Origin of the sequence: Salinibacterium sp. SWN167 (assembly GCF_015864665.1) — a bacterium.
Classification (GTDB): Bacteria; Actinomycetota; Actinomycetes; order Actinomycetales; family Microbacteriaceae; genus Rhodoglobus.
Window position 1 is genome coordinate 534,240 of the sequence record NZ_JADYWU010000001.1, and the last position, 25,578, is coordinate 559,817.

A 25,578-nucleotide genomic window follows, 5' to 3' on the forward strand; every position below is an offset into this window, starting at 1 on the left:
ATTAGACTCCTCGGGAGATGGCGACGGGGGTGAGCTCGTACGGGTAGTCCGTGATGCGCTCGGCGCCGGTTTCGGTGACGAGAACGATGTCTTCGAGGCGAACTCCGCCGAAGCCCTGGCGGTAGCAGCCGGGCTCGATGGCGATCACGTCGCCGGCAACCAGCACGGCGTCGTTCTGGCCGAGGCCGGGAGCTTCATGAACTTCGAGGCCGATTCCGTGGCCGAGGCTGTGGAAGTAGCCCTCGTTGAGAACCTCACCCGGCTTCTTGGTGAGCTGCGTGGGGTAGCCGGCGTTGCTGATCGGCTCGCACGAGATGCGGTGCAGTTCGGCAACGGGAAGACCGGGGCGGATGGCCGCGAGCGTGTTGTCGAACGCCTCCTTGACGATGCGCCAGTACGTTTCGAGCTCGTCGTTGATCTCGCCCTTGACGAAGGTGCGGGTCATGTCAGAGTTTCCACCGGACTCAGTGTCGCGGGGGCAAATGTCGACCGTGACGGGCTCGCCCTCGAAGATCTGGCCTGAGCCAGCGTGGTGGCCGATGCAGGTCTGCTCGCCGTGAGCCACGATGAGGCCCGCGTCTTCGCAACCGTTGCGCAAGAACGCGGCGCGGATGCCCGTCTTCAAGTCTTCACACGTGAGGGGCTTGCCGTCGAGCAGTAGTCCACCATCGGTATCGACCGTGGCGGCTTCCATCTGGGTGGCGACGTGGGCAACGCCCGCTTCGGCGGCGATCTGAGCGCGGCGCATTCCGGCGAGCTCAGCGGGGGACTTCACGCGGCGGCGCATCTCGAAGAGGTGGTTGTCGACGTTCAGTTCGATGCCAGCAGCACGCAAGTGATCGGCAACGCCGAGCGGGAAAGTGGAGGGGACGCTGGCGCTCGTGACGCCGGTGCGCTTGCATGCCTCAACCAAGCAGTTGAGTTCGGCGAGGTCGGGGCCCTGTCCTGCGGCGCGGAAGACATCGAAACCAAGCTCTTCGAGAGGGAAGACGGTCATGTTGTCGACGTCGCGCATCCGGGCCGCTTCAAGCGACTTGATGGCGGTGTACCGCTTGCCATCGACCTCGATGTAGAGGAACGGATCGTGTACCTCGTGGGTGATTACGTGTCGCATATCTGCGGACAGCGTGCTCGAAAACATGAGGACTGGTGCGCTCGTCATCGTCTCTACTTCTTTCTCTGCTCGGTGGGGCTGGATGCCGTCATGGCGAAACCTTACGGCATCCCCACATGCGTAATGATAGGTCATGTGTCGGTTTTGTAAATTGTTTGTAAGGCGACTAGCGAATACAACCTAACAACGAGATAACATTATGACACTTTACGTTAGGTCGCAGTTTCGTAGCCCTAAAGTAAATCCAACGCCCGGAGCCACTCACTGCTGGCACCGTAGGCGCTCACTGCACAGGAGGAAGCATGAAGACATCACGTTTCGGGTTGGGCGCTGTTGCGCTCGCCTCGGCGGTCTCGCTCACTCTCGCCGGCTGCGCTAGCAGCGATGGTGGAGATTCAGGCGACGTTAACCAGATCATCACTACCAATGGAAGTGAGCCGCTCGGCCCGCTCGTTACCGTCGGTACTACCGAGACCGGTGGCGGTAAAATCCTGACGTCCATCTACGCGGGTCTGGTTTCGTATGAGGCAGACGGAAGCATCCGCAACGACGTCGCTGAGTCGATCGAGTCGGAAGATGGTCAGCACTGGACCGTCACTCTCAACGACGGTTGGACCTTCACCAACGGTGAGGCAGTAACCGCCAGTTCGTTCGTTGACGCCTGGACCTATGGCGCGACGTTCAGCAATGCACAGGCTTCGTCGTACTTCTTCGATGACATCGAGGGCTTCAGCTACGAAGCAGACTCGGAGCTGACTGGACTCAGCGTTGTCGATGACCTGACATTCGATGTCACTCTTGTTGCCCCTGAGGCTGACTGGCCGTTGCGCTTGGGCTACACGGCATTCATGCCGTTGCCCTCGATTGCTTTCGACGACATGGAAGCTTTCGGCGAGAACCCCATCGGTAACGGTCCGTACATGATGGATGGCGATGACGCGTGGGAGCACGATGTGCAGATCTCGCTCGTCACGAACCCTGACTACGACGGTGTGCGCACGCCAGCCAACGGTGGTGTCACCTTCAAGTTCTACACGTCACAGGATGCTGCCTACGCGGACGTTCTCGGTGGAAACCTTGACGTTCTCGATGCTGTTCCCGACAGCGCTTTCGGCATTTTCGAGGATGAGTTCGGCGACCGCGCCATCAACCAGCCGGCTGCCATCTTCCAGGCGTTCAACATTCCTTACTACCTCGATCACTTCAGTGGCGAAGAAGGAAAGCTGCGTCGTGCCGCTATCTCGATGTCGATCGACCGCGACGAGATCACCGACGTAATCTTCCAGGGCACCCGCACGCCGGCAACCGACTTCACGTCGCCCGTGATTGACGGATACTCGAGCGATCTCGATGGCGCCGAAGTTCTCGACTACAACCCTGAAGAAGCGCAGAAGCTGTGGGCTGAAGCAGACGCGATCTCACCCTTCGGCGACAGCACGTTCGACATTGCCTACAACGCAGACGGTGGCCACCAGGGTTGGGTAGATGCGGTTGCAAACAGCATCAAGAACACTCTCGACATTGATGCCGTCGGCAAGTCGTACCCCGACTTCAAGTCGTCGCTCGAAGACCGTGTTGCAGGAACCCTCACCGGTGCAACTCGCGCCGGATGGCAGGCCGACTACCCGTCGCTGTACAACTTCCTCGCACCGCTCTACCAGACCGGCGCTGGCTCGAACTATGAGGGCTACAGCAGCTCTGAGTTCGATGGTCTCCTGAAGGAGGGTGCCGCAGCGCAGACCGTTGACGATGCAACCGCCCTTTATCAGGATGCTCAGGAAGTTCTGTTGAAGGACCTGCCCAGCATCCCGCTGTGGTACTCCAACGCCACCGGCGTCTCGGCTGACACTGTCGAGAATGTTCAGTTCGGTTGGGATTCAGTTCCGCTGTACTACCAGGTCACCAAGGGCTAATAGCTCTCACGTGAACTAGCACCAGGGATCAGCCCGGGTCGACTTCGGTCGGCCCGGGCTTTCTGGCGTGCGTCTAAACGGCACCCGTTGGTGTGGTGTCGCCGGCTTTTATCGTCGCAATGGTCTTTGCCCATACGTCAGGATCTCCAACTAGGTGGGGGAGGGAAATCCTGTCGGCGTAGTCGCCGTGGCGGGCCAACATGGCGCTCCCCACCTCCTGCGGCTCAGCTTCCACTGCGAAAAGCTCCAGCACGTCATCGCCTATGAGCTTGGTCATTCGGCTCCAGCGGTCTTTCGACTTCTCCACCGACAGCGCGTGGAGTCGATCGCCGAGGTCGCCCAAGTCGTGTGCTTCCCAGACAGGGCGGTAGCTGCGGGTGCTACCGTAGAAGGCGACCTGATATCGGACCTGCTCCCGATTTTTGACGAGCTCCTCTTCAGTGGCGCCCGTAACGAGGAAACCACCGGCCGTGATCGTGAAGTCATCACGCTTGCGACCGCCAGCGGCGAGCCCGCGTTCGATCGCGGGCATCATGACGGCATCTAGATAACCGCGGGTCCAGAACCCGTGGAGGACGATTCCATCCCCCACCTCGGCGCTGACCTCCGCCATGCGTGGGCCCACAGCGGCGAGCCAAATTGGCGGTGGTGCCGGCGTCCGAGTGTGCGGCACGAAGTATTCAGTCATGAGTGAGTGCTCGTAGAACTCTCCAGAGAACGCCAGTGGCGTGTCCTCGCGCCATGAATCCCAGATTGCCGTCGTCGCAAGCACAAACTCTCGCATGCGAGCGGTCGGCTTACTCCAGGGCATGGAGAAACGGCGGGTGATGTGCGCGCGGATCTGAGTGCCGAGACCAAGGTGAAAACGTCCGGCGGTGAGCTCTCCCAGTTCGTGGGCGGCATACGCAAGAGTCATGGGGGTTCGTGCGAACGCGACAGCAATCTTTGTTCCCAGGTCCATATCTCCCGAGTATTGGCTCGATACGGCGCATGCAACGAATGGATCCCCGGTCACTTCGGCTGCGAAGATACCGTCAAAGCCGAGTTGCTGAGCCAGCAACGTGCTCTCTGCCGTATGCCCAAGGTCGCTCAGATGAGTGTCGACCTTCAGGGCGTTGCTCCGCCCACTCTCGTCGCTTTCGCTGATGAGACCTCTGTGGTCGTCACGCTGCCGCATGGGCTCTCACTTCCTCGTGAACCTTGTCGTACGTCGAGCTATGAGCCGCTCTCGTGCTGAGAGTGGTGTCGACTCTGGTCACCGTAACACCGCCGCCGCCAGTTTGTATGCATTGCGTCAAATGGGCCGCGGGGGCATTCTCGGCTCACAAAGACGAGTTCACGGTGCCATTTTTGGCAAAGTGCTGGCCGCGCCGCTATTTTGGCGATGATTAGCGCACGCCGCGAGCCGCCGAAACCGTCATTCGTATACAAATGGCGTTAAATAGGCGCAGAAACCTTGACTTAACGACGAAATACTCGAAGTATGTATACCAAACGCACCAAGCTAGTCCAATGAGGGGCTCGCTTCGACGGTCTATCAGCCCCGTCATGGAGAATTCCGGCTCCCTCAATGTTAATGATGACATCAGAGAAGGACTCACATGATGACTATGGGAACGAAACCACGCCGGCGGATCATGGCGACGATAGCAGTGGGGGCTGCCGCTGCGTTTGTGCTGTCAGGGTGCTCCCGCGCTGACATCGGTGGAGGAGAGGTTGCCACCGGCAACGCGCTGCCCGCCGGCTCATCGGCAGCTGACTTCCAAGAAGCGCTGAGCGACATGCCAGACACGACTTTGACCTTTCAATCGACTGTTTCGTCGGCCGACAGCCCCGACGCAGAGTCAACGCTGGAATTCATCGAGCGCGTCAACGAGTATTCGGGCGGCAAGATCATGCTCGACGTTACCTGGGCGAACGGAATCGTACCCAACGTCGTTGAGGTCGACAAGGCTCTGGCTGACGGCCGCATCGACATTGGGTATGCCTGGCCGCAGTACAACGCCTCGGAGTACCCGGCCAACAACTTGCTCGTAAACCTGACCCTGCTCCGTGACCCGCAGATGGTGCCTGGTTACTACTCGATTATGGCGTCGCTGCAGCAGGAAGGCCTTCAGACTCCCGAGATAATGGAAGAGTACACAAAGCAGGGGATCACGCCCCTCACCGTCATGGGCGCCGACGGTCCATCCATCATCGCGTGTACTGAGCCTGTTCTCACCCTTGCCGACCTCGCGGGTAAGCAGATTCGCGCCGGCGGAGTCGCGCAGTCTCGTCAAATCGAAGAGCTGGGTGCAGTGCCGGTTTCGATGCCGTATACCGAGGTGTATGAAGCACTGCAGCGAGGGATACTTGACTGCTCGATGTCAGCTCATGCAATTGCTGTTATTGCCGGTCACACCGAGGTTGCTCCGTTCATCATGCACACCACTGCCGCGAGCTTCGTGTCGACTCCGTCGAACTTGTACGCCGGGCCGGTGTTCACGACGCTCCCCGTCGTGGCGCAGCAGCTCATCCTTGAATCGGTCGACATCATGCGGGGAGCGTCCATTGAGTCTGGCCTCAGTCGTATCGCTACTACTTTCGCTGATTCCGTCGCTGACAATGGCGGGGCCTTACTGGCCTTCGACCCCGAGGTCGACGCGAGACTTGCCGAGATCAACGAAGGTATCGTCCAGGATGCGATTGACTCGGACTTGCTCGATGGAGCATCGCTGGTACAGCGCATCGAGGCGGCGAACGTCGAATGGCTGGAAATCGGTACTGAGCTCGGTTATACCGAAGACGGTCCCGTCGAGGAATTCCCGGAGTGGTATATCGGTACCGACTCGGAGCCGTGGGCAAGCATGGTGAGCGAAATGATCACGCAGAAGCGGTTCAGCTAGAGCTGCCTGCGAGGGCTCGGTGCCACCTGGCCCCGAGCCCTCGCAACCCTCGAGGCTCGTCCGCGTGCCAACCCCTCACTACCCACCGACCCAAAGGAGCAACGACAACGATGTCCCAATCCGCAGCGTCGCCGCCGACAGTAGGCGGCATAATCATAAAACTCCCGGACAGGCCAGCGAAACGCTTCGCGCACCGGGCCACCTTCATACTTGAGGTGATTGCCTCGGCACTCATCTTCGTCATGATGCTGATCGTGCTGGTGAACGTGATTAGCCGCTACGCATTCGGTCAACCGATCCAGGGCACAAACGAACAGGTTGGATTCATCCTGCTCCCGGCAGTGGTATTCATCGGCTATGTCGTGGCCCAGGTGCGTGGCGCGACGATCGAAGCCGACATCGTCTACCAAAAGTTCCCGAGGCAGATTCGACGTGAAGTCCGGTTTGTCACTGGTATCTTCTCGATGATCGTCACTTTTGGCTTCGGCTGGTACGGCATGATCGAGGCAATTCACGCAAACGAAATTGGTAAGAGTGCCCCGGCAAGCGATGTTTTCATCGCCCCAATTTACTGGTTCGTGCCTGCCGCTTTTGCGGTGCTAGTTGTTCTGTTCGCCCTCGACGCCTTTCGCGCCATCCGGGGCCGTTTCGACAAAGAGGACTTCACCGAAGAAGCCCTTACAGATGCGGCGATAGGTTAGGACCCAGCTATGACTGATCAAAAGACCAGCGTGTTCGAGCCCGGTGTCGCCGTGGGTAGCACAGCTGTGGCGCAACAATTTACCAAAGAGAACCCGAGTCCCGGCCGCCTCTGGGCCTATCGGGTCGGCATTGCCCTTGCTCTCGCCGTCCCCCTGAGTGGCGTGTTCATTGCTCCAACTCGTGAGCTCGTCGGACTCTCCGCGATTTTACTGATGTTCGTTTTGATGCTCATGAGAATCCCCATCGCTTTCGCGCTGGCGATACCTGGGCTCCTCGGTGTTTACTCGCTCAACGGGATTGCCGCGCTGGCAAATCTACTTAAGGGAGAGCCTCTTATCGCGGCCTCACAGTGGGCACTGAGCGTGCTGCCGATGTTCGTGCTGATGGGGCTGTTGCTGTGGCAGTCAGGAATCACGACCAAGATGTACGAAACTGCGCGCAACTGGTTGGGCTGGCTGCCCGGCGGCTTGGGCGTCGGCACGAACATGGCAGGCGCAGGACTGGCTGCTGTATCGGGGTCGACCATGGGCACGACGTATGCGCTGGCCCGCATTGGAATCCCTGAGATGCTCAAGGCCGGGTATGGGAAGCCGATCGCTATCGGTTCGGTTATCGTAGCCGGACTTCCCGGGCAGCTAATTCCGCCCAGTATCTTCCTTGTGGTCGTTGCCGGACTTCTTGAGAACCCTGTGGGCCCTCAGCTGATGGCGGGGCTCATTCCGGGCATTACGGTGGCACTCCTCTTCTCTCTGATGATCGTCGTCTTTTCTGTGTTCATCCCGAAGTGGGCTGGCCGCGGAGCAACGGCCGCGGTGAGGCCGACCATTAGCTGGAGCGGGCGTTGGCGTTCGCTAGCCGATATCTGGCCGGTAGCTGTGCTCATCTTGGTCGTTCTCGGCGGCATGTTCATGGGCGTGTTTACCGCCACCGAGGCAGGAGCCGCGGGCGCGTTTGGTGCACTCATCTTTTGTGTGTGGTTCCAGCGCAAGAACAAGCCGTTGGCAAAGGTCGGAACCTCGGCCGTGGAGACGGTCAGCAGCGTGGGTTCCATCTTCTTGATGATCGCTGGCGCGCACATACTCGGCTCGCTGGTTGCCGTCTCAGGTCTGGGGAGATTGTTCTCCGATTTTGTCTCGAACACCGGGATGGGGCGCGTTGAATTCCTGATCCTCGTCATGTTCATCTACATCCTCTTGGGCATGTTCATGGATCCGCTCGCGATTTTGCTGACGACCATTCCCATTCTGATGCCTGTACTAAATCAGCTCGGTGTTGACCCACTCTGGTTTGGCGTCTTCGCCGTCTTCATGGGTGAGCTCGCGATTCTCACACCGCCAGTGGGCATGCTGAGTTTTGTGATCCACAAGATCGTTCAGGATCCGGCGGTCAATCTGGGCCAGCATTTCAAGCTGACGGACGTGTTCAAGGCCGTGATGCTGTTCCTGCCGATGGCGATCATCGTGGTTCTCATCTGGATCTTCTTCCCAGAGATTGTTACCTGGTTGCCTAACCAGATGTAGAGAAGCCCCACAACGAACAAAGACCGTACGCACCCGCGTACGGTCTTTGTTTTATGCAGTGACTGCGCGCATCACGGGATGCGCGGAACGAAGAACGGGATCACTTCCCCGCCACGATCCACGCTGGACTTGTCGAACGCGACCCTCATCCGCGCCCCCTCCGGCAGGAGCGAATCCACTTCGCCAAACCGGGTCCACCACCATGGGCCCTCATCCAATCGGACGATTCCGACGAAGTCGCGGCTCGGTACGCCGCCCGCCCCGCGAATGTGGATGATGGATGAACTGACGACGGTGGCGTACCCCGATGCCGCAAACTGTTCGATCCGGTCCGGATCCATGTGTGGGGTTTCTTGCACGTCAAGCACTCGGCCCGTTTCTCGATCACGGGTGAGTAGGAACACATCGCGGCTCAAGGCTTCAAAGAAGTCTGATGATGCGGCGTCGCGAATTACGACGGGATGGTTCATCTGTGCCTCCTAGTTAGTTCCGAGGATGAGGGTCGAGTGGTGGTCGAGGATCCCGCCGTTGCCCGAAACCAGAACCCGGTCGTGAGAGACGGACTGCCGCTCGCCTGCTTGCCCCCGTGCCTGGATGATGCCCTCTGAGAGTGGCGTCATCCCCCACATGTAGTAGGAGGAGAGTTGTCCGCCGCCCGTGTTGAGCGCGAGATGACCGCCAGGGCCGAGCATTCCGGGCTCCGATACAAACGCCCCGCCCTCACCTTTGTCGCAGAAGCCATAATCTTCGAGGCTGACGAGCACCGTGTAGGTGTAGCAATCGTAGAGTTCAACTACGTCGATCTCGTCAAGGTTCGTGCGTGCCATTTCGAGCGCTCTGCGGCCAGATTGTGCGGCCCCGGTCACAAGTCCGAAGCTATCGTTGCGCCGCCCTGTCGAGCCAGGATGGCCTTGGCCCCAGCCGAGGACTTCCACCGGAGGTTGCTTGAGTGATCGTGCTCGCTCGGCCGACGTGACAATTACGGCGATGCCGCCATTGGAGACTAGGCAGCAGTCGAAGAGGTGGAACGGCTCCGCGATCCACCGCGAGGCGTGATACTCCTCGAGGCTGAGGGGCGTTCTGAATTGGGCGTGCGGGTTAAGTTCTGCCCATCGCCGCTGAGCTACGGCGATAGCCGCGAAGTCGTCGTTAGTGGTGCCGTACGCGTTCATGTGGCGCTGTGCTGCTAGGGCGTACATGGTCGTCGGTGAGGTGATGCCGCTCGCGGCCGTTAACCCTGGCCAGCCCGTTAAGGTCGGGGCCACTTTGTTGTAGGACGCCCCCGAGCTTGCTCCGCTGACGAGCGGAGCGTCCGCCCACACACAGGCGACTGTCGTCGCCGTACCCGACATTATGGCCATCGCAGCGTGCTGAATCATTTGGCCGGCGGTAGAGCCAAAGGCTTGCATCTTCGTGAGGAGACGGAGATCCTTGAGTTGCAGGTCAGTTTGGAGTGAGAGGCCGACTGAGTCGTCGAGCCCACCGGAGACAATGAGCCCGTCGATATCTCCGAGGTTGAGGCCGGCGTCGACGGTGGCCGCGCGCACCGCCTCGCCCGCAAAATCCCGAGCAGTGGACCCGTAGACCTTGCCGAGAGGGGTCATGCCCAGGCCGACGATCGTCGGGTTCAGAGCCCTGCGGGAGCCGTTCATCGTCCGGTCCATTCTGGCTCGCGCTTCTCGACGAAAGCCCTCAAGCCTTCGCCGGAGTCGTGACTCTTTCTGAGCCTCGCCATCTCATCGTTCGATCGTGCCCAGTAACTTGACTCCTCGATGGCGGTGCCTTGGCTGATCGCTTTTGCGATTCTCTTGCTGGCCTGAACTGACAGAGGGGAATTCGCAGAAATTCGCTGAGCAAGCGCAAGCGCGTTCGGCATCAGGTCCTTCGCCGGCACCACGGTGTTGATGAGGCCAAGGCGTAACGCCGTGTCAGCTTTCATCGATTCACCGGTGAGGATCGCCTCCATGGCCACCTTGCGTGGTATCTGCTGAGGGAGGCGAAAGGCACCTCCCGCGGCCGCCAAGATTCCTCTTCGCACCTCGGGCAGCCCGAATGTGGCGTGTTCAGCAGCCACGGCAAGGTCGCTCGCTAGAACGAGTTCAGTGCCTCCGCCGAGCGCGTAGCCGTTCACCGCCGCGATGATCGGCTTAGAAATCTCGTGATGGGCGAAGCCCCCGAAACCCCAGACCTCAAGCCGTGGGTCGCGGGGAAGTCCTACATCGGCGGATGCTTCTTTGAGGTCAGCCCCCACACAGAAACTCTGCTCGCCCGCTCCGGTAATGATGACAGCTCGCACGGCAGGATCGTCGTCAGCGAAGTCGAGCGCGATGCCGATTCCCAGCGCCATTCCCTGGGTGATCGCGTTGTGTGCTTCGGGGCGGTTCAGCGTCACGACGAGGGTGTGACCCTCCACCCGGGTGACTACCAAGCCACCGCTTGCGGTGTGTATCTGTTCGCTGGCGCTGATCATTCGTACTCTCCTCGTTCGCCGGCCTGATCATCGTGACGACGAGTCAGGGAGATGATTGTTGGCTCGGGGTGGGGGAGTGCCGCGGTTCGGCTCCCAAATCGACGGGGAAGTTGGCAATGTCGCGGAGACTTTCCTCGCTGACATCCGCGAGATTCCTAGGCTCCCAGCGCGCCGCTCGTTTTTCGAGGAGCGTCGCGGTGACACCTTCGGCTAGGTCGCTGCGCGCACTGAGACCAACCATGTAGCGAAACTCCTGCTGCAAACACCCCCAGAGATCTAGATCGGCGGCGGATCGAATCGCGGAGAAGGTGGCTTTCACTGCAAACGGCGATGCAACACGTATTTTTTCAGCCGCGCTGATGGCAGTACCTGACGAGCTCGCATCGAGGCGATTGAGCATATCCTCAACACTGTCAGCGTTGTACCAGTACTCGGCCATCACGCTTTGCTCTGCCACGGTGGCCGCAGGCGCCGGGGAAGCAAACCTATTAATGACGTCCTGGACGGTGCTTTCACCGCGGGCAGAGAGCGCGGAGACAAGGCTGTCGAGTGCGGAATGCGGCACGTAATCGTCGGCGAGGCCACAAAATAGGGCATCCGCTGCATCCATGGTTGAGGATGTGAGAGCCCAGTGCATTCCCCATCCGTGTCGTACACGCGCGAGGTGGTAACTCATTCCCGCATCAGGGGTAAGCCCGATTTTGGTCTCGGGCATCGCCAGGCGAGAGCGTTCCGTAACGATGCGGTGCGATGCATGCCCAGCGAGACCGAAGCCTCCGCCCATCACGATGCCGTCCATCAAAGCCACCACGGGTTTGGGGTAGGTGGCGATCAGAAAATCTAGCGCGTACTCCGCTCGCAGGAAGTGATGGTCGCCCTCGCCCTCGCTCGCACCGTCTGATCGTAAGTCCCCTCCAGCGCAAAACCCTCGGTCGCCGGCGCCGCGGAGCACCACGAGCTTAACCGCCGGGTCCGAACGCCACAGCGTAAGTGCGGTCATCAACTGGGAGACGAGATTCAGATCCAGCGCGTTGATTCGGTGAGGGCGATTAAGGGTGGCTATTCCTACGTCGCCTGAGACCTCGAGAAGAAGGCTTCGGTCGTGTGTCACATCGAACCCCGCATTCTTTGGCCGAGTCGGATTGCTCATCGGCGAGACCCACGACTCTTCGAGAAGGCGAGCACATCATGCGCGGGCAGACGTGACATCCAAAGCTCTCAAGATGGGCTTTCGTATGCAATTATCGTCAATGAAGCAAATATCGTCAACTAAAACGAGCGCAATTTGATCCAATTGTATGCATTAGCGTCAACCCGGTCTGATCATCACGAGAGCGATTCAGGCCCTGCGGGCCGCAATAACAGAGTAGGCGTTGAGCGAAAGCCCGAGGCGTTTCTTGCCGCTCTTAGCCCGTGGTCGAATCTCCACCGAGAAACGCTTCGGCGGCACCAGACCGAACGAAGTCCATGTGCATCTCAGTTTGCAGGAGTGCCGACGCAATATAGAACCCAGCAAGGTTCTCCCAGCCAGCAGTCCACGTAAGTCGGGAAGCGACCTCCCAGACCGTTGACTCACCGTTCGTCGCGAGAGCATCCGCAACTTCCTTCGTGCGTCTGAGGTGGTGAGCCGCCATTGACTCGGAACGTTTCGCTAAGCCGCGGAAGCGATATTCGTGGCCAGGGGCCGCTTCGCACCCGTCTAGCTCGGCTGTGCGGCGCAGTCCCTTGAGGTACGCAGCCATAGGATTCTCCTGGCTTTTCCCACCGAGCCCCAACCCCGGATGGATCCGGGGCAGGACATGGTCGCCGGTGAACACGAGCGAGGCTTCGGGATCGTGAAAGCACAGGTGTCCGGTGGTGTGACCGCCGGTGTGCATCGCGCGAATGTGACGTCCCGGTATTGCGAGTTCTTCCCCGTCAGCGAGCAGCACATCGGGCGTCGGGGCGAGTGGCGGCTTGGCACCCTCCAGCTGGCTCAGCTCACGGAGTTGTGCGGCGGGGATACCCCAAGACCCGAGGTCCCAGCGTTTATCGCGACCGGCTGCAGCGGCAACGGATGCAGTGAACTCATCGGCGCCCACCATCAGCGATGCGCCAGTAGCATCACGGAGTTGCTCCACCTGCCCGGAGTGGTCGGGATGCAAATGCGTCACCACGATCGACTGGATTTGCGAGAGGTCGGAGCCGATCTCCGGGAGGAAAGACTCGAGCCGGAGCGCATTTTCTTTCGTTCCCCAACCCGGGTCGATTACATGCAGGCTGTCATCGGAGCCGACGATCACGTAGCAAAAGCTGTATCGCAAGTGTGGGCCAGGCATTTCCATTGTCACCGACCAGACTCCATCGGCTACTCGATCGGGAGCGGGAAGCTGCCCGTCAGCGATCGCGCTGGCTTGTGTCGGACTGACGGGGGCGGGAGCGTGCGCTGAGGAAGGCCTGACCATAACGTCAGCATATCTGAAATGTATACATTGAACCCTCGCGGTGTTTCGTGTGGTAGAGCCAGTCCCTACCGAATGGTCTATTCCCGAATTGAATCTGGGAGTGTGCTGGCGGCCTTGACCTAGAGTGCACTCCAACTCTTAGAGTCAGGACCATGATCTCCCTCGAAGAAATGACAGCCCGCCAGCAACCCCTCGAATCGAACTTCGGATACCGCAGCACAGCATCCGAAGTGATCGCCGGCTTCGACCTCGCCGGCAAGACCGCCGTCGTCACTGGCGGCTACTCAGGCCTCGGCTTCGAAACGGTGAAGGCGCTCGCCGAAGCGGGCGTTGCCGTGATCGTTCCCGCCCGTCGACCGGAGAAGGCGACCGAAGCGCTCGAAGGCCTGGCGAACGTTCGCGTCGAGAAGATGGACCTCGGCGACCTCGACTCTGTTGCCGCCTTCACCGCTGGGATGCGCGAAGCCGGCACCCGCGTCGACATCATGATCAACGCCGCCGGAGTCATGGCAACCCCCGAACTGCGCACGCCCCAGGGCTGGGAAATGCAGTTTGGAACCAACCTTCTCGGACACTTTGCTCTCGTTGCCGGCCTCGAAGCCCTGCTGCAGGATGGCGCGCGAATCGTGTCGTACTCGTCGATCGGCCACTGGCGTTCGCCCGTGAACTTCGACGACATCAACTTCGACACCACCGACTACGAGCCCTGGGTTGCCTACGGCCAGTCGAAGACAGCGGATGCCCTGTTCGCTGTTGCTCTGGATGCTCGCCTGGCCGGCCGCGGCATCCACGCGTTCTCGGTGCACCCCGGTGGCATCATGACCGACCTGCAGCGCAACATGCCTCGCGAAGAGTTGCTCGCACGCCAGTGGATCGACGAAGAGGGCAACCCGAATCCGCTGTTCAAGACGCCGGCTGAAGGTGCGTCGACCGGCCTCTGGGCGGCAACTGCTCCTGAGTTGGCCGAGCGTGGCGGTGCGTACTGCGAGGACTGCTCGATCAAGGGTGTCGTGGCGGATGACGAGACCGACATGATGATCGGCGGCGCTAAAGCATGGGCGATCGATCCCGAGGCTGCCGAAAAGTTGTGGGCGGTCGCGGTGAAGGCGACCGGCTTGGATCCGTTCTCTAGCTAAGCCAGCGGACGCGAGCCGGTCGCCGCGGCGGCGCGCTAGCTCGGTTCGAAGGTGGGGTAGTCGGTGTAGCCCTCGGGGCCGTCTCCGTAGAAGCTGGCGGCATCGGGGGTGTTCAGCGGCAGGTTTTCTTGCCAGCGGTACACCAGGTCGGGATTTGCGATGGCCGGGCGGCCGACGACGACACCTTCGGCGTGGCCGTCACTCACCAGGCTAAGAGCCTCATCCCGAGTCGTGATCTGCGCGAAGCCACTGTTAAGCAGCACGGGTCCGCCGAAGCGGGTACGCAGCTCTTGCACGAAGGCGCCGGTGGGTTCGGCGTGCAGAATGCTGAGGTAGGCGAGGCCGAGCGGGGCGAGACCGTCGACGAGAGCGCCGTAGGTCGCGAGTACGTCAGCGCTGTCTGTCTCTAGCGCACCTTGGATGTTGTGTGCTGGCGAGATGCGGAGGCCCACGCGGCCGGCGCCAATCGCCTCGGCGACGGCGGTCGCAACTTCGATCACGAAGCGAGCGCGGTTTTCGGGGGAGCCGCCATACCGGCCCTCGCGCTGGTTGGACGCGGGGGAGAGAAACTCGTGCAGTAGATAGCCGTTGGCGGAGTGGAGCTCAACGCCGTCGAATCCCGCCGCAACAGCGTTGCGCGAGGCCGTGACGAACTCGTCAATCACGCCGGCGAGCTCGCCGTCGGTGAGGGCATGGGGAACCTGGAAGGGCTGCTTGCCCTCGTAGGTGCGAGTTTCGCCCTCGATCGCGATCGCGCTAGGGGCAACCGGGGTGAGTCCGCCGTTCGTGGCTTCGTGGCTCACTCGCCCGGCGTGCATGACTTGCGCGACAATCTGGCCGCCCGCCGCGTGCACTGCGTCGGTCACGTGCTTCCACCCTTCGAGCTGCTCGGGCTCGACCAATCCGGGCTGGCCCGGGAAACCCCGCCCAGCATGGCTCGGGTAGGTGCCCTCGGACACAATCAGACCGAGCGAGGCGCGCTGCGCGTAGTGCTCGGCGACCATCGGGCCAGGGATGCCGTCTTTGCCCGAGCGGGTGCGAGTGAGTGGTGCCATCACCAAGCGGTTAGTCAGGTTCAGGTCGCCGAGGGTCGTGGGCGAAAACAGGTTCACAGCGGATCTCTTTCTGTCGGTCGTATCAAATTCAACATCAACCGGCGTGCACTATTCCTCCCTGAGAAGATGCTCCGACTAGGGGTTCGGGCTGAGGGTTTTCCGCATCTGCTGCGTAGTGACGGTGTAGCCCGAGGAGCCATACAGCGAGACCGCGGGAGTGTTGTGCCCGAAAACGTTCAGCTCGAGGGCTGGCACGCCGGCATCCAGCACCGCAGCTTCGACTGCTGCGAGAAGCGCGCGACCGAGTCCGCTACCTCGGCGATCTTCCGCCACTTGGATGTCGAACAGATAGGCGAGGTCGGGTGACCCCTGCGGGTGGTCGAGACTGACCCATGCGTGCCCGACGGTCGCGCCGGCGGCATCCGTTCCCTGCAGGAACAACATGCGGGGAGTGTCGATGCCGTATGGCAGCAGGGAGGCGTTGTCGGCGACGGCCCGCTCAATCGAGCCTTCGAGTGGCCAGCGCCCGATCGCGACTTGTTCCGCGGCGAACTCGGCCGTCGTTGCGTGCTGCCACGCATCAAACTCGCTGGTGGTCATGGGGCGGACGTTCACGGTGGTCATAAAGCAATGATTGCAGCGGGAGGCCAAGTTCGCGCCGATCGCGCGGGCTTAGGCCGGGGTGAAGGTCGCAAACGGCGACGCAGCCACTATGTAGGTGACCCACAGCGCGGTGATGATTGCGATGCTCGTGATCACTCGCGGCGTGGTCAGGGGCCGGGCGCGAGGGTTGGCGGCCGCGAGAATGACGACCGATACTGCGGGAAGGTGCAGCGACATCCCCCGGGCAAGAGCGATCCACTCGCTAGTGCCACAGGCTTCGCGAAAACTCTGCCCGGAGTCGCCCCATGCTGCTGCGGCGAAGAGATGGAGAGGAACGACCGCGATGAGAAGGATTGCGACGACAGCGGCGGTGGTCAAGGGCAACAGCTCGGGGCGTGCCGCGTGAATAAGGCGTCGCAGCCAAAACCACGCACCGATAGCAGCGGCGGCGAGCAATGGAGAGGCCACGGCGGCAAGATCGAGTTCAGAGGCGACGCGCCCGCAATCATTCCAGCGGTCGAGGGCGGGAAACATGGCGATGCTCGAGCCCAGGCTGAGCGCCACGCAGGAGAGAAGCGCAACCCAAATCACCGCGACTCTCCGCAGTGGTGTCAGGTGAGGGACGTGTTCAGCGTGGTCGGTCACGGCGTGATGTCGGCGTCGTCCGACGAATGCTCCGGCTCGACGGGATACTGCACGAAGCATACGTAGTGCGCTACCTCGCGCTCCTCGGTGGAGACTCCGAAGATGAGGTCTCGTTGAGGCAGTCGCGTAACTGTTCAGAGCCGCCGAGCGCTGGAGCGGTGCTCCACTCTACGAACTTCGCTTCGGGCCTCACGGCATCCGGAAACTGTCGTTCGACCGCATTCCACAGCTCATCCGCCTTCTCCTGCAGTTGTTCCTGCTGCCAGTCGAATTCGTCTGTCGGCGTGCTGGATGCCGCACCGGGGTTGGGGGCGGCATTCGGTTCATGTGCGCGGCACGCAGAAAGCGCGAGCGAAGCCATGCTCAAGGCCACGATCGCTGTGGATAAACGAGAACGCTGCGCGACATTCATAAATCGAATGTAGCTCAACTTGTCGAACTTGTCGCTCGTTCATTGTCTGGTTGTCGCTGCGGTTAGGTGCCTGGATCGCGCGCAGCGCACGGGTCGTTTCTTCGAGAACAATCTGAGCACCGATTCTAAGCGAGGGCGATCAGCCGGTCGCGCGCTGCGTGCCGGTCAACTGCAAGCGCGGTTAGGAGGGCTGCGGCTGAGTCGGGCTCGCGGCGGTCGAGGAGCGCGAGGAGGAGGTGGCGCGACGTCACTGTTTGCGCCTTTTCGGCGGCAGCGCTGACCAGAGTCTGTTGAAGAACGGCCTTAGCGCCCGCCGTCAGGGGAACTCGTTTCGAGGCGGCGGCGTGGGCGGTTGGGCTGAACGTGCCGACATCGAGCCCGATCGCCGTCAAGGCATCTCGGTCGAGTTGGTCGGCGGCTTCCGCGGCACTCGTAGCGTCGACTCCAACGGCTCGAGCGAGCTCCTCTTCGTGCAGCAGAGCCAGCAGAAGGTGGTCGGTGCCGAGGCGCCGGTCGCCCCGCCGCGCTGCCTCGTGCCGGGCATCCTCGACGGTGGTTCTCGCAGATTGTGTCAACGTCTCAAACATCATTTCCCTGCTTTCCATATTTGAGGTGAACGGACTGTCGTGTGACACCCAGCGCGTCGCCGATCTGCTCCCACGACCAGCCATCGCGGCGAGCCTGCGCAACATGGGTCGCTTCGACGTGCTCCGCGAGGCGGTGTAGTGCCCCGACCGCACGCAACCCGGTTGCGGGAGTGGCGGTGCGGAGCTGTTCGCCCAAGTTCACTGAATCCATAGTGTCAGTTTCACTTGACGAAGCGATGTTGTCAAGTAAAACTGACAAACCTTACGTGTTTGACTCATTTCAAGCCCCGCCGCCGTGCACACAGGAGCCGCGTCTACTCTGGGTTAGACCTCCCGTTTCCGCGGTTCTGGAAGTGGAGGGTTGAACTCCAGCCCGGCGTCTAGACCCACGGTCTCTCGTCTTACTAAGGAAGAAGCGATTCACCTGTGACCTCCGCGACGAAGACTGCCCCGCCCGCCGCTCTCAGTGTGAAACGCATTCGCAGCTGGGCGGCACTGCTGGGTGTGCTCAGCGCCGCCGTCGTGCTCGCCGTTGCCGAGTTCTTCGCCGTCTTCATCTCTCCCGCCAGCAGCCCGGTGCTTGCCGTGGGATCGCTCGTGATCGACCTCGCGCCGCCGTGGTTGAAAGACCTCACGATCGCGCTCTTCGGCACCAATGACAAGATCGTGCTGCTGCTCTGCGTGGGGCTCTTGGTGCTCATTCTCGCTGTGGCGGTTGGCCTCGTGGAGTATGCGCGGCCCAGCTGGGGCGTCATTCTGCTCGTCTTCATCGGCGTCGTCGCGACGATCGCGGTCACGACCCGCGCCCAAGCGTCCGCAAGCTGGCCGATGCCCACCGTTCTCGGCGTTGTTGCTGGAGTGCTCGTGTTGCGCATCACGATGATTCGCTTGCGCCGTTGGGTCAGTTCCATTCCGGTCGCGCCAGCCACGACGCCCGCCGGTACCGCAGCGGCCGCACGTGCCGCTAGCGCTCAACGGTCATCCGCCAGTCCCACTCGCGTGCCGGCCGCCTCGCGACGTGACTTTCTGCGCATCGTCGGCGTCGCCTCCGTCGGCGCGGTGCTCGTAGGAGTCGGCGCGCGTGTCGTCAACGCCAGTGCCACCGTCGTGGATGCCGTGCGCACCGCTCTCAAACTGCCTGCCCCCGCGGTTGCGGCCCCCGCTATCCCTGCCAGCGCGAGTCTCGATGTGCCCGGCATCTCGACGCTCATCACCCCGAACTCCAACTTCTATCGCATCGATACCGCCCTCGTTGTTCCTAACGTTGATGCGGATGAGTGGAGCCTGAAGATCACGGGAATGGTCGAGAACGAGATCGAAATTTCGTTCGCCGAACTGCTCGAGCTTCCCCTCGTCGAGACCGCCGCGACACTCTCGTGCGTATCGAATGTGGTCGGCGGCAATCTCGTGGGCAACGCTATGTGGCTCGGCTACCCCATCCGGGAGCTGCTAGCGAAGGCGAAGCCACTAGCCGGCGCCGACATGGTGCTCTCTCGCAGCATCGATGGCTTCACCGCGAGCACGCCGCTCGAAGCGCTGCAAGACGAGAACCGCGAGAGCATTTTGGCGGTCGGGATGAACGGCGAACCGCTTCCGCAGCAGCACGGCTTTCCGGTGCGGATGGTCGTCCCTGGTCTCTATGGCTACGTGTCGGCGACCAAGTGGGTCGTCGAAATGCAGGTCACGCGCTTCGCTGATGCCACCGCGTACTGGACCGATCGCGGCTGGTCAGCCAAGGGCCCCGTCAAGACTCAGTCCCGCATCGATGTGCCGAGCTCAAGCGCCACGGTCACCGCAGGCAGCGTCGCTGTCGCGGGCGTCGCCTGGGCTCCGCACACGGGAATCACCGGCGTCGAAGTCCGCATCGACGGCGGCGCGTGGCAGGCTGCCGAACTGGCGACCGCAATCTCCGCCGACACGTGGGTGCAGTGGGTGTACCCGTGGGAAGCCACGAGCGGAAGCCACATCATCGAATCACGCGCGACGGATGCCGGCGGCACCACCCAATCGGGAGACCCCGTGCCCGTCGTGCCCGACGGCGCCGAGGGTTGGCACCGTGTTGGGGTGCAGGTCTCCTAGCTGCCACCGCTCGATGCTGGCCGGCTCTGATCGCGGCCCGCGACTGTCCGCCGCGCCCCTGCCCGCTAGGCGCGGTCGTGCAGTGTGATGTTGTAACCATCGAGGTCGGCGAACGTGAAGGTGCGACCGAACGGACCGTCGACGGGCGCCGAGGTGATGGTGATGCCGTTGGCAGCGAGAATGTCGTGGATGCCCTGAGCGTCGGGAGCGTGCATCCAAATGCCGACACCCAGCCCGAGCTGCGTGACGGAATCGAGGTCAATGCCTGGGGCGGCGGAACGCACGGCGAATGCTGCCGGGGTGGTGCCGAAAACGATGGCGTGGGGTGGGCCTGGCTGGCGGGTCAGACCGAGGTACTTTTCGTAGAAGGCGCCTGCGGCGTCAAGGTCGCGAACCTGTAGTGAGATGAAGCCGGGGCCGGATGCGGTGGTCATTATTCTCCCTGTATGCATGTCAATTAGTTGACACCTGACACTCTATGTCAGAATATTGACATGACGCAACAGCCGACCGGAATCAATCTCGAAACCTCGCTGGGGTACCTCCTCAAGGAAGCCTCCAGTGCCCTCCGGTCTGCGATGGAAGCCGTGCTGCGCCCGCTCGATATGAACATCACGCACTACTCCTGCCTCGAACTGCTGGCCCAACGCCCCGGCCTCTCGAACTCGGATCTTGCCCGCGGAGCCTTCGTTACCCGCCAAGCGATGAACGTGCTGCTGCAATCTCTCGAGCGCGACGGTTTCGTCACCCGCCCCGAACGGCCTGTCGCTGGTCGGGTGCTCCCTGTTGAGCTCACCGCCAGCGGCCGTCGCCAGCTGGCCACCGCCAGCGCGGCAGTCAAAGAAGTTGAAGACCGGATGAAGTCCACCCTGAACGCGGACGAGCAAGCGATGCTGGGGGATCTCCTCTCGCGGTGCGTGACGTCGTTGCGCGAGCAACCGGCATCCGCCGCCCAGCAGGCCGGATCGCAGCCGCAATCGTGAGCGAGTCGGTCTACCGGCGCGTGCTCGGTGCTGAACTCGACGAGCTAGCGCCTGAGCTTCGCCCGTACTTCGACGGCGGCCAGCGCGGCGGCGTCGGCAGCGGAGTCTTCGAGGTTGCCGGCTCGCCGCTGCGCATCCTGAAACCGGTGCTGGCGTTTATGGCGTGGCAGCGCATCCTCTTCCCGGAATATGCCCACAACGTGCCGTTTGACGTCATCAACACCCCGACCGGGGGTGGCCGCCTCGGCGCGGTGCGCACGTTCCACTTCGCCGCTCGCGACCGCACCTTGCGCGACGAAATGCGCGTCCGCGACGGCCACTTGCACGACTTCTTGGGGCGACGAGGTGGCTTCGAAGTGCGCATGGCGCTGAGCGTTACCGATGGCCGCATGCAGTTGCGCTCCGATCGCCAGTGGCTGCACTTGGCTGGCCTGCGCCTCCGCATCCCCGCGCTCGCCACTGTCACGGTCGACGAGTCCTGGGCCGACGGACGACAGCATGTGGATGTTCGGCTCCACACCCCGCTGCTCGGTGACTGGTTCCGCTACGCCGGGCACTTCACCTACGGCTACCAGTAGATCGGTGGCGGGGATCCCGCCACCACCCGTTTACATCGGCGCAATTCAGGCGCACTATGGGACTCATGAGCCCACAGAGCGAGTCGCTTCAGATCGAAATCGAAGAAGTCGAGATCTCCGGATTGGCACGCATGCTCACCACGCTCTCCACCGGTGTTCCGAACCAAACGCTGCGGTTCATCGGTCGCGTCGGCGATGAAGCCCGCTATACGAGTGGCTCCTTTTCATCGAATCACATGTTCGACCCGATGAACCCGGATGAGGCTTACGCGCCCCGCATGGCCGAAACCTTGGCGAAGCTTCGCCACGAGATCGAAGCGGATGGCTGGGTCGAGACCGCCCAGGGCGAGCAGTCGTGGGCGCTCACATTCGCTCGGCCCGAGGGCGGGAGCAACGGCGGCTAAACCCCTCTTATCGTGGGCGCGCCGCGTCTGCTGGGAGCCGGCCGGGTATCAAGGATTCCCGGCGATTGAGAATCGCGCCGCCTACGAGCACTCCGCCACCAATCCACGTGAGCGCGATGCCGAAGATCGCGGGCACGGTCCCTTGGTCGAGAAACACCGTAGCGGGCTCTTCAGAAGCGTCGAAGGGGGAGTACTCGCAGTTGAAGCCCAGAGGGAATAGCGAAAATGATGCAATGATCCGGTATTCGCCGGCCCCCATCAGCGCTTCCGGGCGAGATGTGTGGTCAGTGCAGTTTCTCCATTTACCCTCGTAGTTGTTCGAGCCGAGGTTCAGCAGCACTCCTCCCAAAACGATCATGCCCAGCGCGATGAGCACAAAGCCCTCGACCCACGTAGCTCGCTTCATGATCCCCGAATCCCTCAGCGGCACCTAGCCGACTCGTAGCTGAAGATTACTTCACAATCTGTGGTTGGGTTGATAATTGAGAACTCAGACCGCCTTAGTATTGGCGCATGCCGACCCGCCTCCTGAATGCGTCTGACCGGCCGCTTCTGAGAGAGGCAACACTGGCGAACATGAACTGGTGCGGGCCGCGTTTCGGCTTCGACGACCTCGACCAGTCAGCAGAACTCGCGCACTACTATTCTGGCTTCCCGAGCGAAACCGACTTCGGGATGCTGGATGAAGCTGACGGTGTCGCCCGCGCAGTCGCCTGGCTGGTCTTCTTCCCCGCAGAGCACCCCGGCTACGGTTTCGTCGATGCGGCGATCCCCGAGCTGAGCATCACGACGTTCGAAGGATTTCGCGGGCAAGGCATCGGCTCGGCGCTTCTCGAGCAACTCCTCGCGGAAGCCACAGCGAGAGGCGTGGCCGGCATCAGCCTGAGCGTGGAAGATGGCAACCACGCCCGCTCGCTGTACTCACGGTTCGGGTTCCAGGTGGTCGGTCGCTCCGGTGGCTCCGACACGATGCTGCTGCGGTTGCCGCGAACGGCGTCGACGGACTCGCAGCCTTAAAGAAAATCAGCCCGAGCCGTGAGGCGAGCGGGCTGATCGTGATTCATTCAAGCTAACACTGAACTACGCCGTAAGCCGCTCAATCAGCTCGCGATACCGCGCCGCGGTCTGCTCCACGATGTCGGCGGGAAGCTCGGGCGGAACGCCCTGCTTGTCCCAGTTGGCGGAGAGCCAGTTGCGCACGATCTGCTTATCGAAACTTGCGAGGCGGCCAGGGCCGCCGGCGGCGTAGAGTTCGGCATCCCAATAGCGGCTCGAGTCGCTCGTGAGAACTTCGTCGGCCAGCACGAGAGCACCGGTCTCGGGGTCAGCGCCGAACTCGAACTTGGTGTCCGCGAGAATCACGCCACGAGTCTCCGCAATGGCGGAGGCCCGGGCGAAGATGTCGAGCGAAGCATCCCGAAGCGCGGTCGCAACCTCAGCACCGACGAGTTCGACGGTGCGCTCAAAGCTGATGTTTTCGTCGTGCTCGCCCAGCGGCGCTTTCCAGGCAGGGGTGTAAATCGGCTCGGGCAGGCGGTCGCCATCGCTCAAACCAGCAGGCAGCGTAATGCCGCACACGCTCTGCGACTCCTGATACTCCAGCCAGCCACTGCCCGAGAGGTAGCCGCGAACGACACACTCCACGGGATACATCTCCAGCCGCTTTACGATCATCGACCGATCGGCGAGCTCTGCGGGCGCTTCGACACCAGCGGCATCCGCCAAATGGTTCGGCATGTCTGCGAGCTGCTCAAACCACCACTTGCTCAGTTGCGTCAGCAGCGCGCCTTTGCTGGGGATGCCCGGCTCCAGCACATGGTCAAACGCACTGACCCGATCACTGGCAACCATGAGCACAAGCTGTGGCTCGTCGGCGCGCACGTACAGGTCCCGAACCTTGCCGGAATACGTCAGCGTCCAGGCGCTCGCCGCAGCATCAGCCGCAGCAGAGTCAGAGCCAGCAGCATCCGTCCGCGCAACACCGTTCACAGCGTCACTCACTGGGCGACGCGCAAAGCGATATCGCTGCGGAAGTGTGAGCCCTCAAGGTGGATGTGTCCGAGCGCTTCGTACGCACGTTCGCGGGCGACCGCAAACGTCGCGCCGGTCGCGACGACACTCAGCACGCGTCCGCCGGTGGCGACGAACTCGTCACCCTTTTTGGCGGTGGCCGCGTGGGCGATGGTGATTCCGGGAACGGCGAGGGCGGCATCCAGCCCCGTAATAGGGCGACCGATCTTGGGGTTATCGGGGTAGCCCTCGCTCGCGAGCACAACCGTGACGGCAACGTCGTCGGAGAACTCGGGGGTGGCGTGGTCGGGGAGGCCGCCGGTCGCCGCCGCGTAAAGCAGCGAGCTCAGCGGTGTAACGAGGCGGGGGAGCACCACTTGAGTCTCGGGGTCACCGAAGCGGGCGTTGAATTCGATTACGCGGATGCCTTCCCGAGTGACAATGAGGCCGCAGTAGAGCAGTCCGATAAATGGTGTCTGTTCTTCGGCGAGCTGTCGGACCGTGGGCAACGCGATGGTGTCAATGACTTCCTCAACGAATCCGTCGGGGAGCCAGGTGAGCGGCGAATAGGCGCCCATGCCGCCCGTGTTGGGCCCGTCGTCACCGTCGTAGGCGCGCTTGTAATCCTGCGCGGGCGACAGCGGAACAACGTTGTGGCCATCACTCAACAGGAAGAGGGAGACCTCTTCGCCGGCGAGGTATTCCTCGACGAGCACGCTGCCGTAGGTGAGCCAGTGCTTGGCGTGATCAACGGCGGCGTTGCGGTCACCCGTGACGAGAACGCCCTTGCCTGCTGCGAGGCCGTCGGCCTTTACGACGTAAGGGGCGCCGAACTCGTCAAGAGCCGCAGTGGCTTCTTCGAGCGAGCCGGCGCGATGGGCACGACCGGTGGGCACGTTGGCGGCATCCATGATGCGCTTGGCAAAAGTCTTGCTGCCCTCTAGCGCGGCGGCAGCCTTGCCGGGGCCGAACACGGCGATACCGCGGCGGCGAAGAGCATCAGCGACGCCCTCAACGAGGGGAGCCTCGGGCCCGATAACAACCAACTCAATGTTGTTGTCGAGCGCGTACTCGGTGACAACGTCACCACGCGTGGGATCGAGCGCCACCGTTTCCACGACCGACGCGATGCCGGCATTGCCGGGCGCAGCCGTGATTTCGTGCGTCTCCTCCTCACTGAGAAGTGACGTCACAATGGCGTGCTCGCGGGCACCGGATCCAAGAACAAGAATTCGCACAACGACAGCCTAACGAAGCCCACCGCCACAGTTGTTAGCGTTCAGCCCAACTTGCTAGCGTTCAGGCATGGCAAAGCTGAAAATAGCCCCCATCGCAGGCGAAGCGAGCATCCGGATGGTGCGTGACGGTCGCGCAGACCGCGACGCTACCGCCACAGCGGTTCGCTACCTCTTGCAGGTGTTGGCGACGAACGCCGAAGGCAATTCGGTCGAGGTTCGCGTGCCGCCCTTCGGCGCTGTTCAAGCCATCGAGGGCCCTAACCACACCCGCGGCACCCCGCCCAATGTGGTCGAGATGGATGCCGCCACCTGGATTGCGCTCGCCACGGGAACGCGAGAGTGGGCCGAGGCCCTCGACTCCGGCGACATCAGTGCCTCGGGGTCGCGTGCCGACCTCAGCGAATACCTCCCAGTTGTGTGAGGGAGAATAGTGCCGTGAGTATTACGCCAGAACACGAGCCCGCGGCATCCGCCCCGCAGCAGCCTGCGATGAAGACCACGGTCGAGGCTGGCAGTGTGAGCATTCGCCGTGTTCCGAAATACGGCGCGTTCATGACGGTTGGTGGAGGCGTTGGTGCCATCGTGACGTTCATTCTCACGATGTCGTTCCCCGTTGACGGGTCGGTCGGCTTTGGCGCGCTCTTTGGTTACTTCAGTCTGTTCGGGATTCCTGCCGGGGTCGCCCTCGGCGCCGTTCTTGCGCTCATTCTCGATCGCGTGTCGAGCCGTCGCGCGAAGACAGCAACCGCCGAGCACGAGACCGTAGAGCCTGAGGCTTACGAAGGAACGCTCGAATAACA

At 62.0% G+C, this 25,578-nt stretch carries 29 protein-coding genes; 12 read left to right on the plus strand and 17 right to left on the minus strand.

The features are described 5' to 3' along the window. Position 1: 1 nt before the first annotated feature. A complete protein-coding gene (locus I6E60_RS02470; protein WP_197178717.1) occupies positions 2-1,162 on the minus strand; it encodes a Xaa-Pro peptidase family protein in 1,161 nt (386 codons plus the stop codon). Positions 1,163-1,416: 254 nt separating this feature from the next. Between I6E60_RS02470 and I6E60_RS02475 the strand changes: the two genes are divergently transcribed. Then, the gene (locus I6E60_RS02475) at positions 1,417-3,027 is read left to right on the plus strand and encodes an ABC transporter substrate-binding protein (protein ID WP_197178718.1); all 1,611 of its coding nucleotides are present in this window, start codon (positions 1,417-1,419) and stop codon (positions 3,025-3,027) included. A 73-nt stretch (positions 3,028-3,100) separates the two neighbouring features. Here I6E60_RS02475 and I6E60_RS02480 read toward each other — a convergent pair whose 3' ends face one another. After that, on the minus strand, positions 3,101-4,204 hold the full coding sequence (locus tag I6E60_RS02480; protein WP_197178719.1) for a TIGR03617 family F420-dependent LLM class oxidoreductase: 1,104 nt from the start codon (positions 4,202-4,204) through the stop codon (positions 3,101-3,103). Between the two features lie 460 nt (positions 4,205-4,664). Between I6E60_RS02480 and dctP the strand changes: the two genes are divergently transcribed. From dctP to I6E60_RS02495, 3 genes are all read left to right on the plus strand, one after another. Continuing rightward, a complete protein-coding gene (gene dctP / locus I6E60_RS02485; RefSeq protein ID WP_197178721.1) occupies positions 4,665-5,912 on the plus strand; it encodes a TRAP transporter substrate-binding protein DctP in 1,248 nt (415 codons plus the stop codon). A gap of 110 nt (positions 5,913-6,022) precedes the next feature. After that, positions 6,023-6,613 (plus strand): TRAP transporter small permease, encoded by a 591-nt coding sequence (locus tag I6E60_RS02490; protein WP_197122705.1) that lies wholly within the window; start codon positions 6,023-6,025, stop codon positions 6,611-6,613. A gap of 9 nt (positions 6,614-6,622) precedes the next feature. After that, complete coding sequence (locus I6E60_RS02495; RefSeq protein WP_197122707.1) at positions 6,623-8,134, plus strand: TRAP transporter large permease; 1,512 nt, start codon at positions 6,623-6,625, stop codon at positions 8,132-8,134. Positions 8,135-8,205: 71 nt separating this feature from the next. Here the strand turns inward: I6E60_RS02495 and I6E60_RS02500 are convergent, their stop codons facing one another. The 5 genes from I6E60_RS02500 to I6E60_RS02520 all read right to left on the minus strand — a co-directional run bounded on the left by I6E60_RS02500 (position 8,206) and on the right by I6E60_RS02520 (position 13,048). After that, positions 8,206-8,604: a Zn-ribbon domain-containing OB-fold protein gene (locus I6E60_RS02500; RefSeq protein ID WP_197178722.1), complete on the minus strand. Its 399-nt coding sequence runs from the start codon at positions 8,602-8,604 to the stop codon at positions 8,206-8,208. A gap of 9 nt (positions 8,605-8,613) precedes the next feature. Continuing rightward, a complete protein-coding gene (locus tag I6E60_RS02505) occupies positions 8,614-9,786 on the minus strand; it encodes a thiolase family protein (RefSeq protein WP_197122711.1) in 1,173 nt (390 codons plus the stop codon). Beyond that, positions 9,783-10,604: an enoyl-CoA hydratase-related protein gene (locus I6E60_RS02510; protein ID WP_197122713.1), complete on the minus strand. Its 822-nt coding sequence runs from the start codon at positions 10,602-10,604 to the stop codon at positions 9,783-9,785. Before I6E60_RS02510 ends, I6E60_RS02505 begins: the two co-directional genes overlap by 4 nt. A 43-nt stretch (positions 10,605-10,647) precedes the next feature. After that, on the minus strand, positions 10,648-11,754 hold the full coding sequence (locus I6E60_RS02515) for an enoyl-CoA hydratase/isomerase family protein (RefSeq protein WP_231601104.1): 1,107 nt from the start codon (positions 11,752-11,754) through the stop codon (positions 10,648-10,650). Between the two features lie 256 nt (positions 11,755-12,010). Next, entirely contained in the window at positions 12,011-13,048 is a 1,038-nt protein-coding gene (locus tag I6E60_RS02520; RefSeq protein ID WP_197122717.1) for an MBL fold metallo-hydrolase, read from the minus strand. Positions 13,049-13,200: 152 nt separating this feature from the next. Between I6E60_RS02520 and I6E60_RS02525 the strand changes: the two genes are divergently transcribed. Beyond that, entirely contained in the window at positions 13,201-14,184 is a 984-nt protein-coding gene (locus I6E60_RS02525; RefSeq protein WP_197178723.1) for an oxidoreductase, read from the plus strand. A gap of 35 nt (positions 14,185-14,219) precedes the next feature. On the opposite strand, the gene I6E60_RS02530 is transcribed toward I6E60_RS02525, so the two are convergent. The 6 genes from I6E60_RS02530 to I6E60_RS02555 all read right to left on the minus strand — a co-directional run bounded on the left by I6E60_RS02530 (position 14,220) and on the right by I6E60_RS02555 (position 17,697). Further along, positions 14,220-15,296 (minus strand): alkene reductase, encoded by a 1,077-nt coding sequence (locus I6E60_RS02530; RefSeq protein WP_197178724.1) that lies wholly within the window; start codon positions 15,294-15,296, stop codon positions 14,220-14,222. 78 nt (positions 15,297-15,374) lie between these two features. Then, positions 15,375-15,863 carry an N-acetyltransferase gene (locus I6E60_RS02535; protein WP_197178725.1) on the minus strand — a complete coding sequence of 163 codons (489 nt, stop codon included), beginning with the start codon at positions 15,861-15,863 and terminating at the stop codon, positions 15,375-15,377. A gap of 48 nt (positions 15,864-15,911) precedes the next feature. Further along, positions 15,912-16,547, minus strand: a complete 636-nt coding sequence (locus I6E60_RS02540; RefSeq protein WP_231601105.1) for a hypothetical protein — start codon at positions 16,545-16,547, stop codon at positions 15,912-15,914. A gap of 10 nt (positions 16,548-16,557) precedes the next feature. Then, the gene (locus I6E60_RS02545; protein ID WP_197178727.1) at positions 16,558-16,899 is read right to left on the minus strand and encodes a hypothetical protein; all 342 of its coding nucleotides are present in this window, start codon (positions 16,897-16,899) and stop codon (positions 16,558-16,560) included. 125 nt (positions 16,900-17,024) lie between these two features. Then, a complete protein-coding gene (locus I6E60_RS02550) occupies positions 17,025-17,489 on the minus strand; it encodes a Clp protease N-terminal domain-containing protein (RefSeq protein ID WP_231600524.1) in 465 nt (154 codons plus the stop codon). After that, positions 17,479-17,697, minus strand: a complete 219-nt coding sequence (locus I6E60_RS02555; protein ID WP_129072396.1) for a helix-turn-helix domain-containing protein — start codon at positions 17,695-17,697, stop codon at positions 17,479-17,481. Before I6E60_RS02555 ends, I6E60_RS02550 begins: the two co-directional genes overlap by 11 nt. A 215-nt stretch (positions 17,698-17,912) precedes the next feature. Here I6E60_RS02555 and I6E60_RS02560 point away from each other — a divergent pair, with 215 nt between their 5' ends. Then, the gene (locus tag I6E60_RS02560; protein WP_197178729.1) at positions 17,913-19,565 is read left to right on the plus strand and encodes a molybdopterin-dependent oxidoreductase; all 1,653 of its coding nucleotides are present in this window, start codon (positions 17,913-17,915) and stop codon (positions 19,563-19,565) included. Between the two features lie 65 nt (positions 19,566-19,630). Here I6E60_RS02560 and I6E60_RS02565 read toward each other — a convergent pair whose 3' ends face one another. Further along, the gene (locus I6E60_RS02565; RefSeq protein ID WP_197178731.1) at positions 19,631-19,999 is read right to left on the minus strand and encodes a VOC family protein; all 369 of its coding nucleotides are present in this window, start codon (positions 19,997-19,999) and stop codon (positions 19,631-19,633) included. A 60-nt stretch (positions 20,000-20,059) separates the two neighbouring features. Here I6E60_RS02565 and I6E60_RS02570 point away from each other — a divergent pair, with 60 nt between their 5' ends. The 3 genes from I6E60_RS02570 to I6E60_RS02580 all read left to right on the plus strand — a co-directional run bounded on the left by I6E60_RS02570 (position 20,060) and on the right by I6E60_RS02580 (position 21,530). Further along, positions 20,060-20,548: a MarR family winged helix-turn-helix transcriptional regulator gene (locus tag I6E60_RS02570; RefSeq protein WP_197178732.1), complete on the plus strand. Its 489-nt coding sequence runs from the start codon at positions 20,060-20,062 to the stop codon at positions 20,546-20,548. Continuing rightward, on the plus strand, positions 20,479-21,126 hold the full coding sequence (locus I6E60_RS02575; RefSeq protein ID WP_307841772.1) for a DUF4166 domain-containing protein: 648 nt from the start codon (positions 20,479-20,481) through the stop codon (positions 21,124-21,126). The genes I6E60_RS02570 and I6E60_RS02575 overlap by 70 nt, the downstream gene beginning before the upstream one ends. A gap of 65 nt (positions 21,127-21,191) precedes the next feature. Then, the gene (locus I6E60_RS02580; RefSeq protein ID WP_197178733.1) at positions 21,192-21,530 is read left to right on the plus strand and encodes a hypothetical protein; all 339 of its coding nucleotides are present in this window, start codon (positions 21,192-21,194) and stop codon (positions 21,528-21,530) included. A 7-nt stretch (positions 21,531-21,537) separates the two neighbouring features. Here I6E60_RS02580 and I6E60_RS02585 read toward each other — a convergent pair whose 3' ends face one another. Next, entirely contained in the window at positions 21,538-21,936 is a 399-nt protein-coding gene (locus I6E60_RS02585) for a hypothetical protein (RefSeq protein ID WP_197178734.1), read from the minus strand. A 107-nt stretch (positions 21,937-22,043) separates the two neighbouring features. Between I6E60_RS02585 and I6E60_RS02590 the strand changes: the two genes are divergently transcribed. Beyond that, positions 22,044-22,547 (plus strand): GNAT family N-acetyltransferase, encoded by a 504-nt coding sequence (locus tag I6E60_RS02590; RefSeq protein WP_197178735.1) that lies wholly within the window; start codon positions 22,044-22,046, stop codon positions 22,545-22,547. Positions 22,548-22,610: 63 nt separating this feature from the next. On the opposite strand, the gene I6E60_RS02595 is transcribed toward I6E60_RS02590, so the two are convergent. Beyond that, positions 22,611-23,531, minus strand: coding sequence for a phosphoribosylaminoimidazolesuccinocarboxamide synthase (locus tag I6E60_RS02595; RefSeq protein WP_374189210.1), 921 nt, complete (start codon positions 23,529-23,531; stop codon positions 22,611-22,613). Then, positions 23,528-24,778, minus strand: a complete 1,251-nt coding sequence (gene purD / locus I6E60_RS02600) for a phosphoribosylamine--glycine ligase (RefSeq protein WP_197178736.1) — start codon at positions 24,776-24,778, stop codon at positions 23,528-23,530. The genes I6E60_RS02595 and purD overlap by 4 nt, the downstream gene beginning before the upstream one ends. Before the next feature lie 67 nt (positions 24,779-24,845). Here purD and I6E60_RS02605 point away from each other — a divergent pair, with 67 nt between their 5' ends. Both I6E60_RS02605 and I6E60_RS02610 read left to right on the plus strand, forming a co-directional pair. Beyond that, on the plus strand, positions 24,846-25,199 hold the full coding sequence (locus tag I6E60_RS02605; protein WP_197122740.1) for a sterol carrier family protein: 354 nt from the start codon (positions 24,846-24,848) through the stop codon (positions 25,197-25,199). A gap of 14 nt (positions 25,200-25,213) precedes the next feature. After that, positions 25,214-25,576, plus strand: a complete 363-nt coding sequence (locus I6E60_RS02610) for a hypothetical protein (protein ID WP_197155800.1) — start codon at positions 25,214-25,216, stop codon at positions 25,574-25,576. Positions 25,577-25,578: the final 2 nt, after the last annotated feature.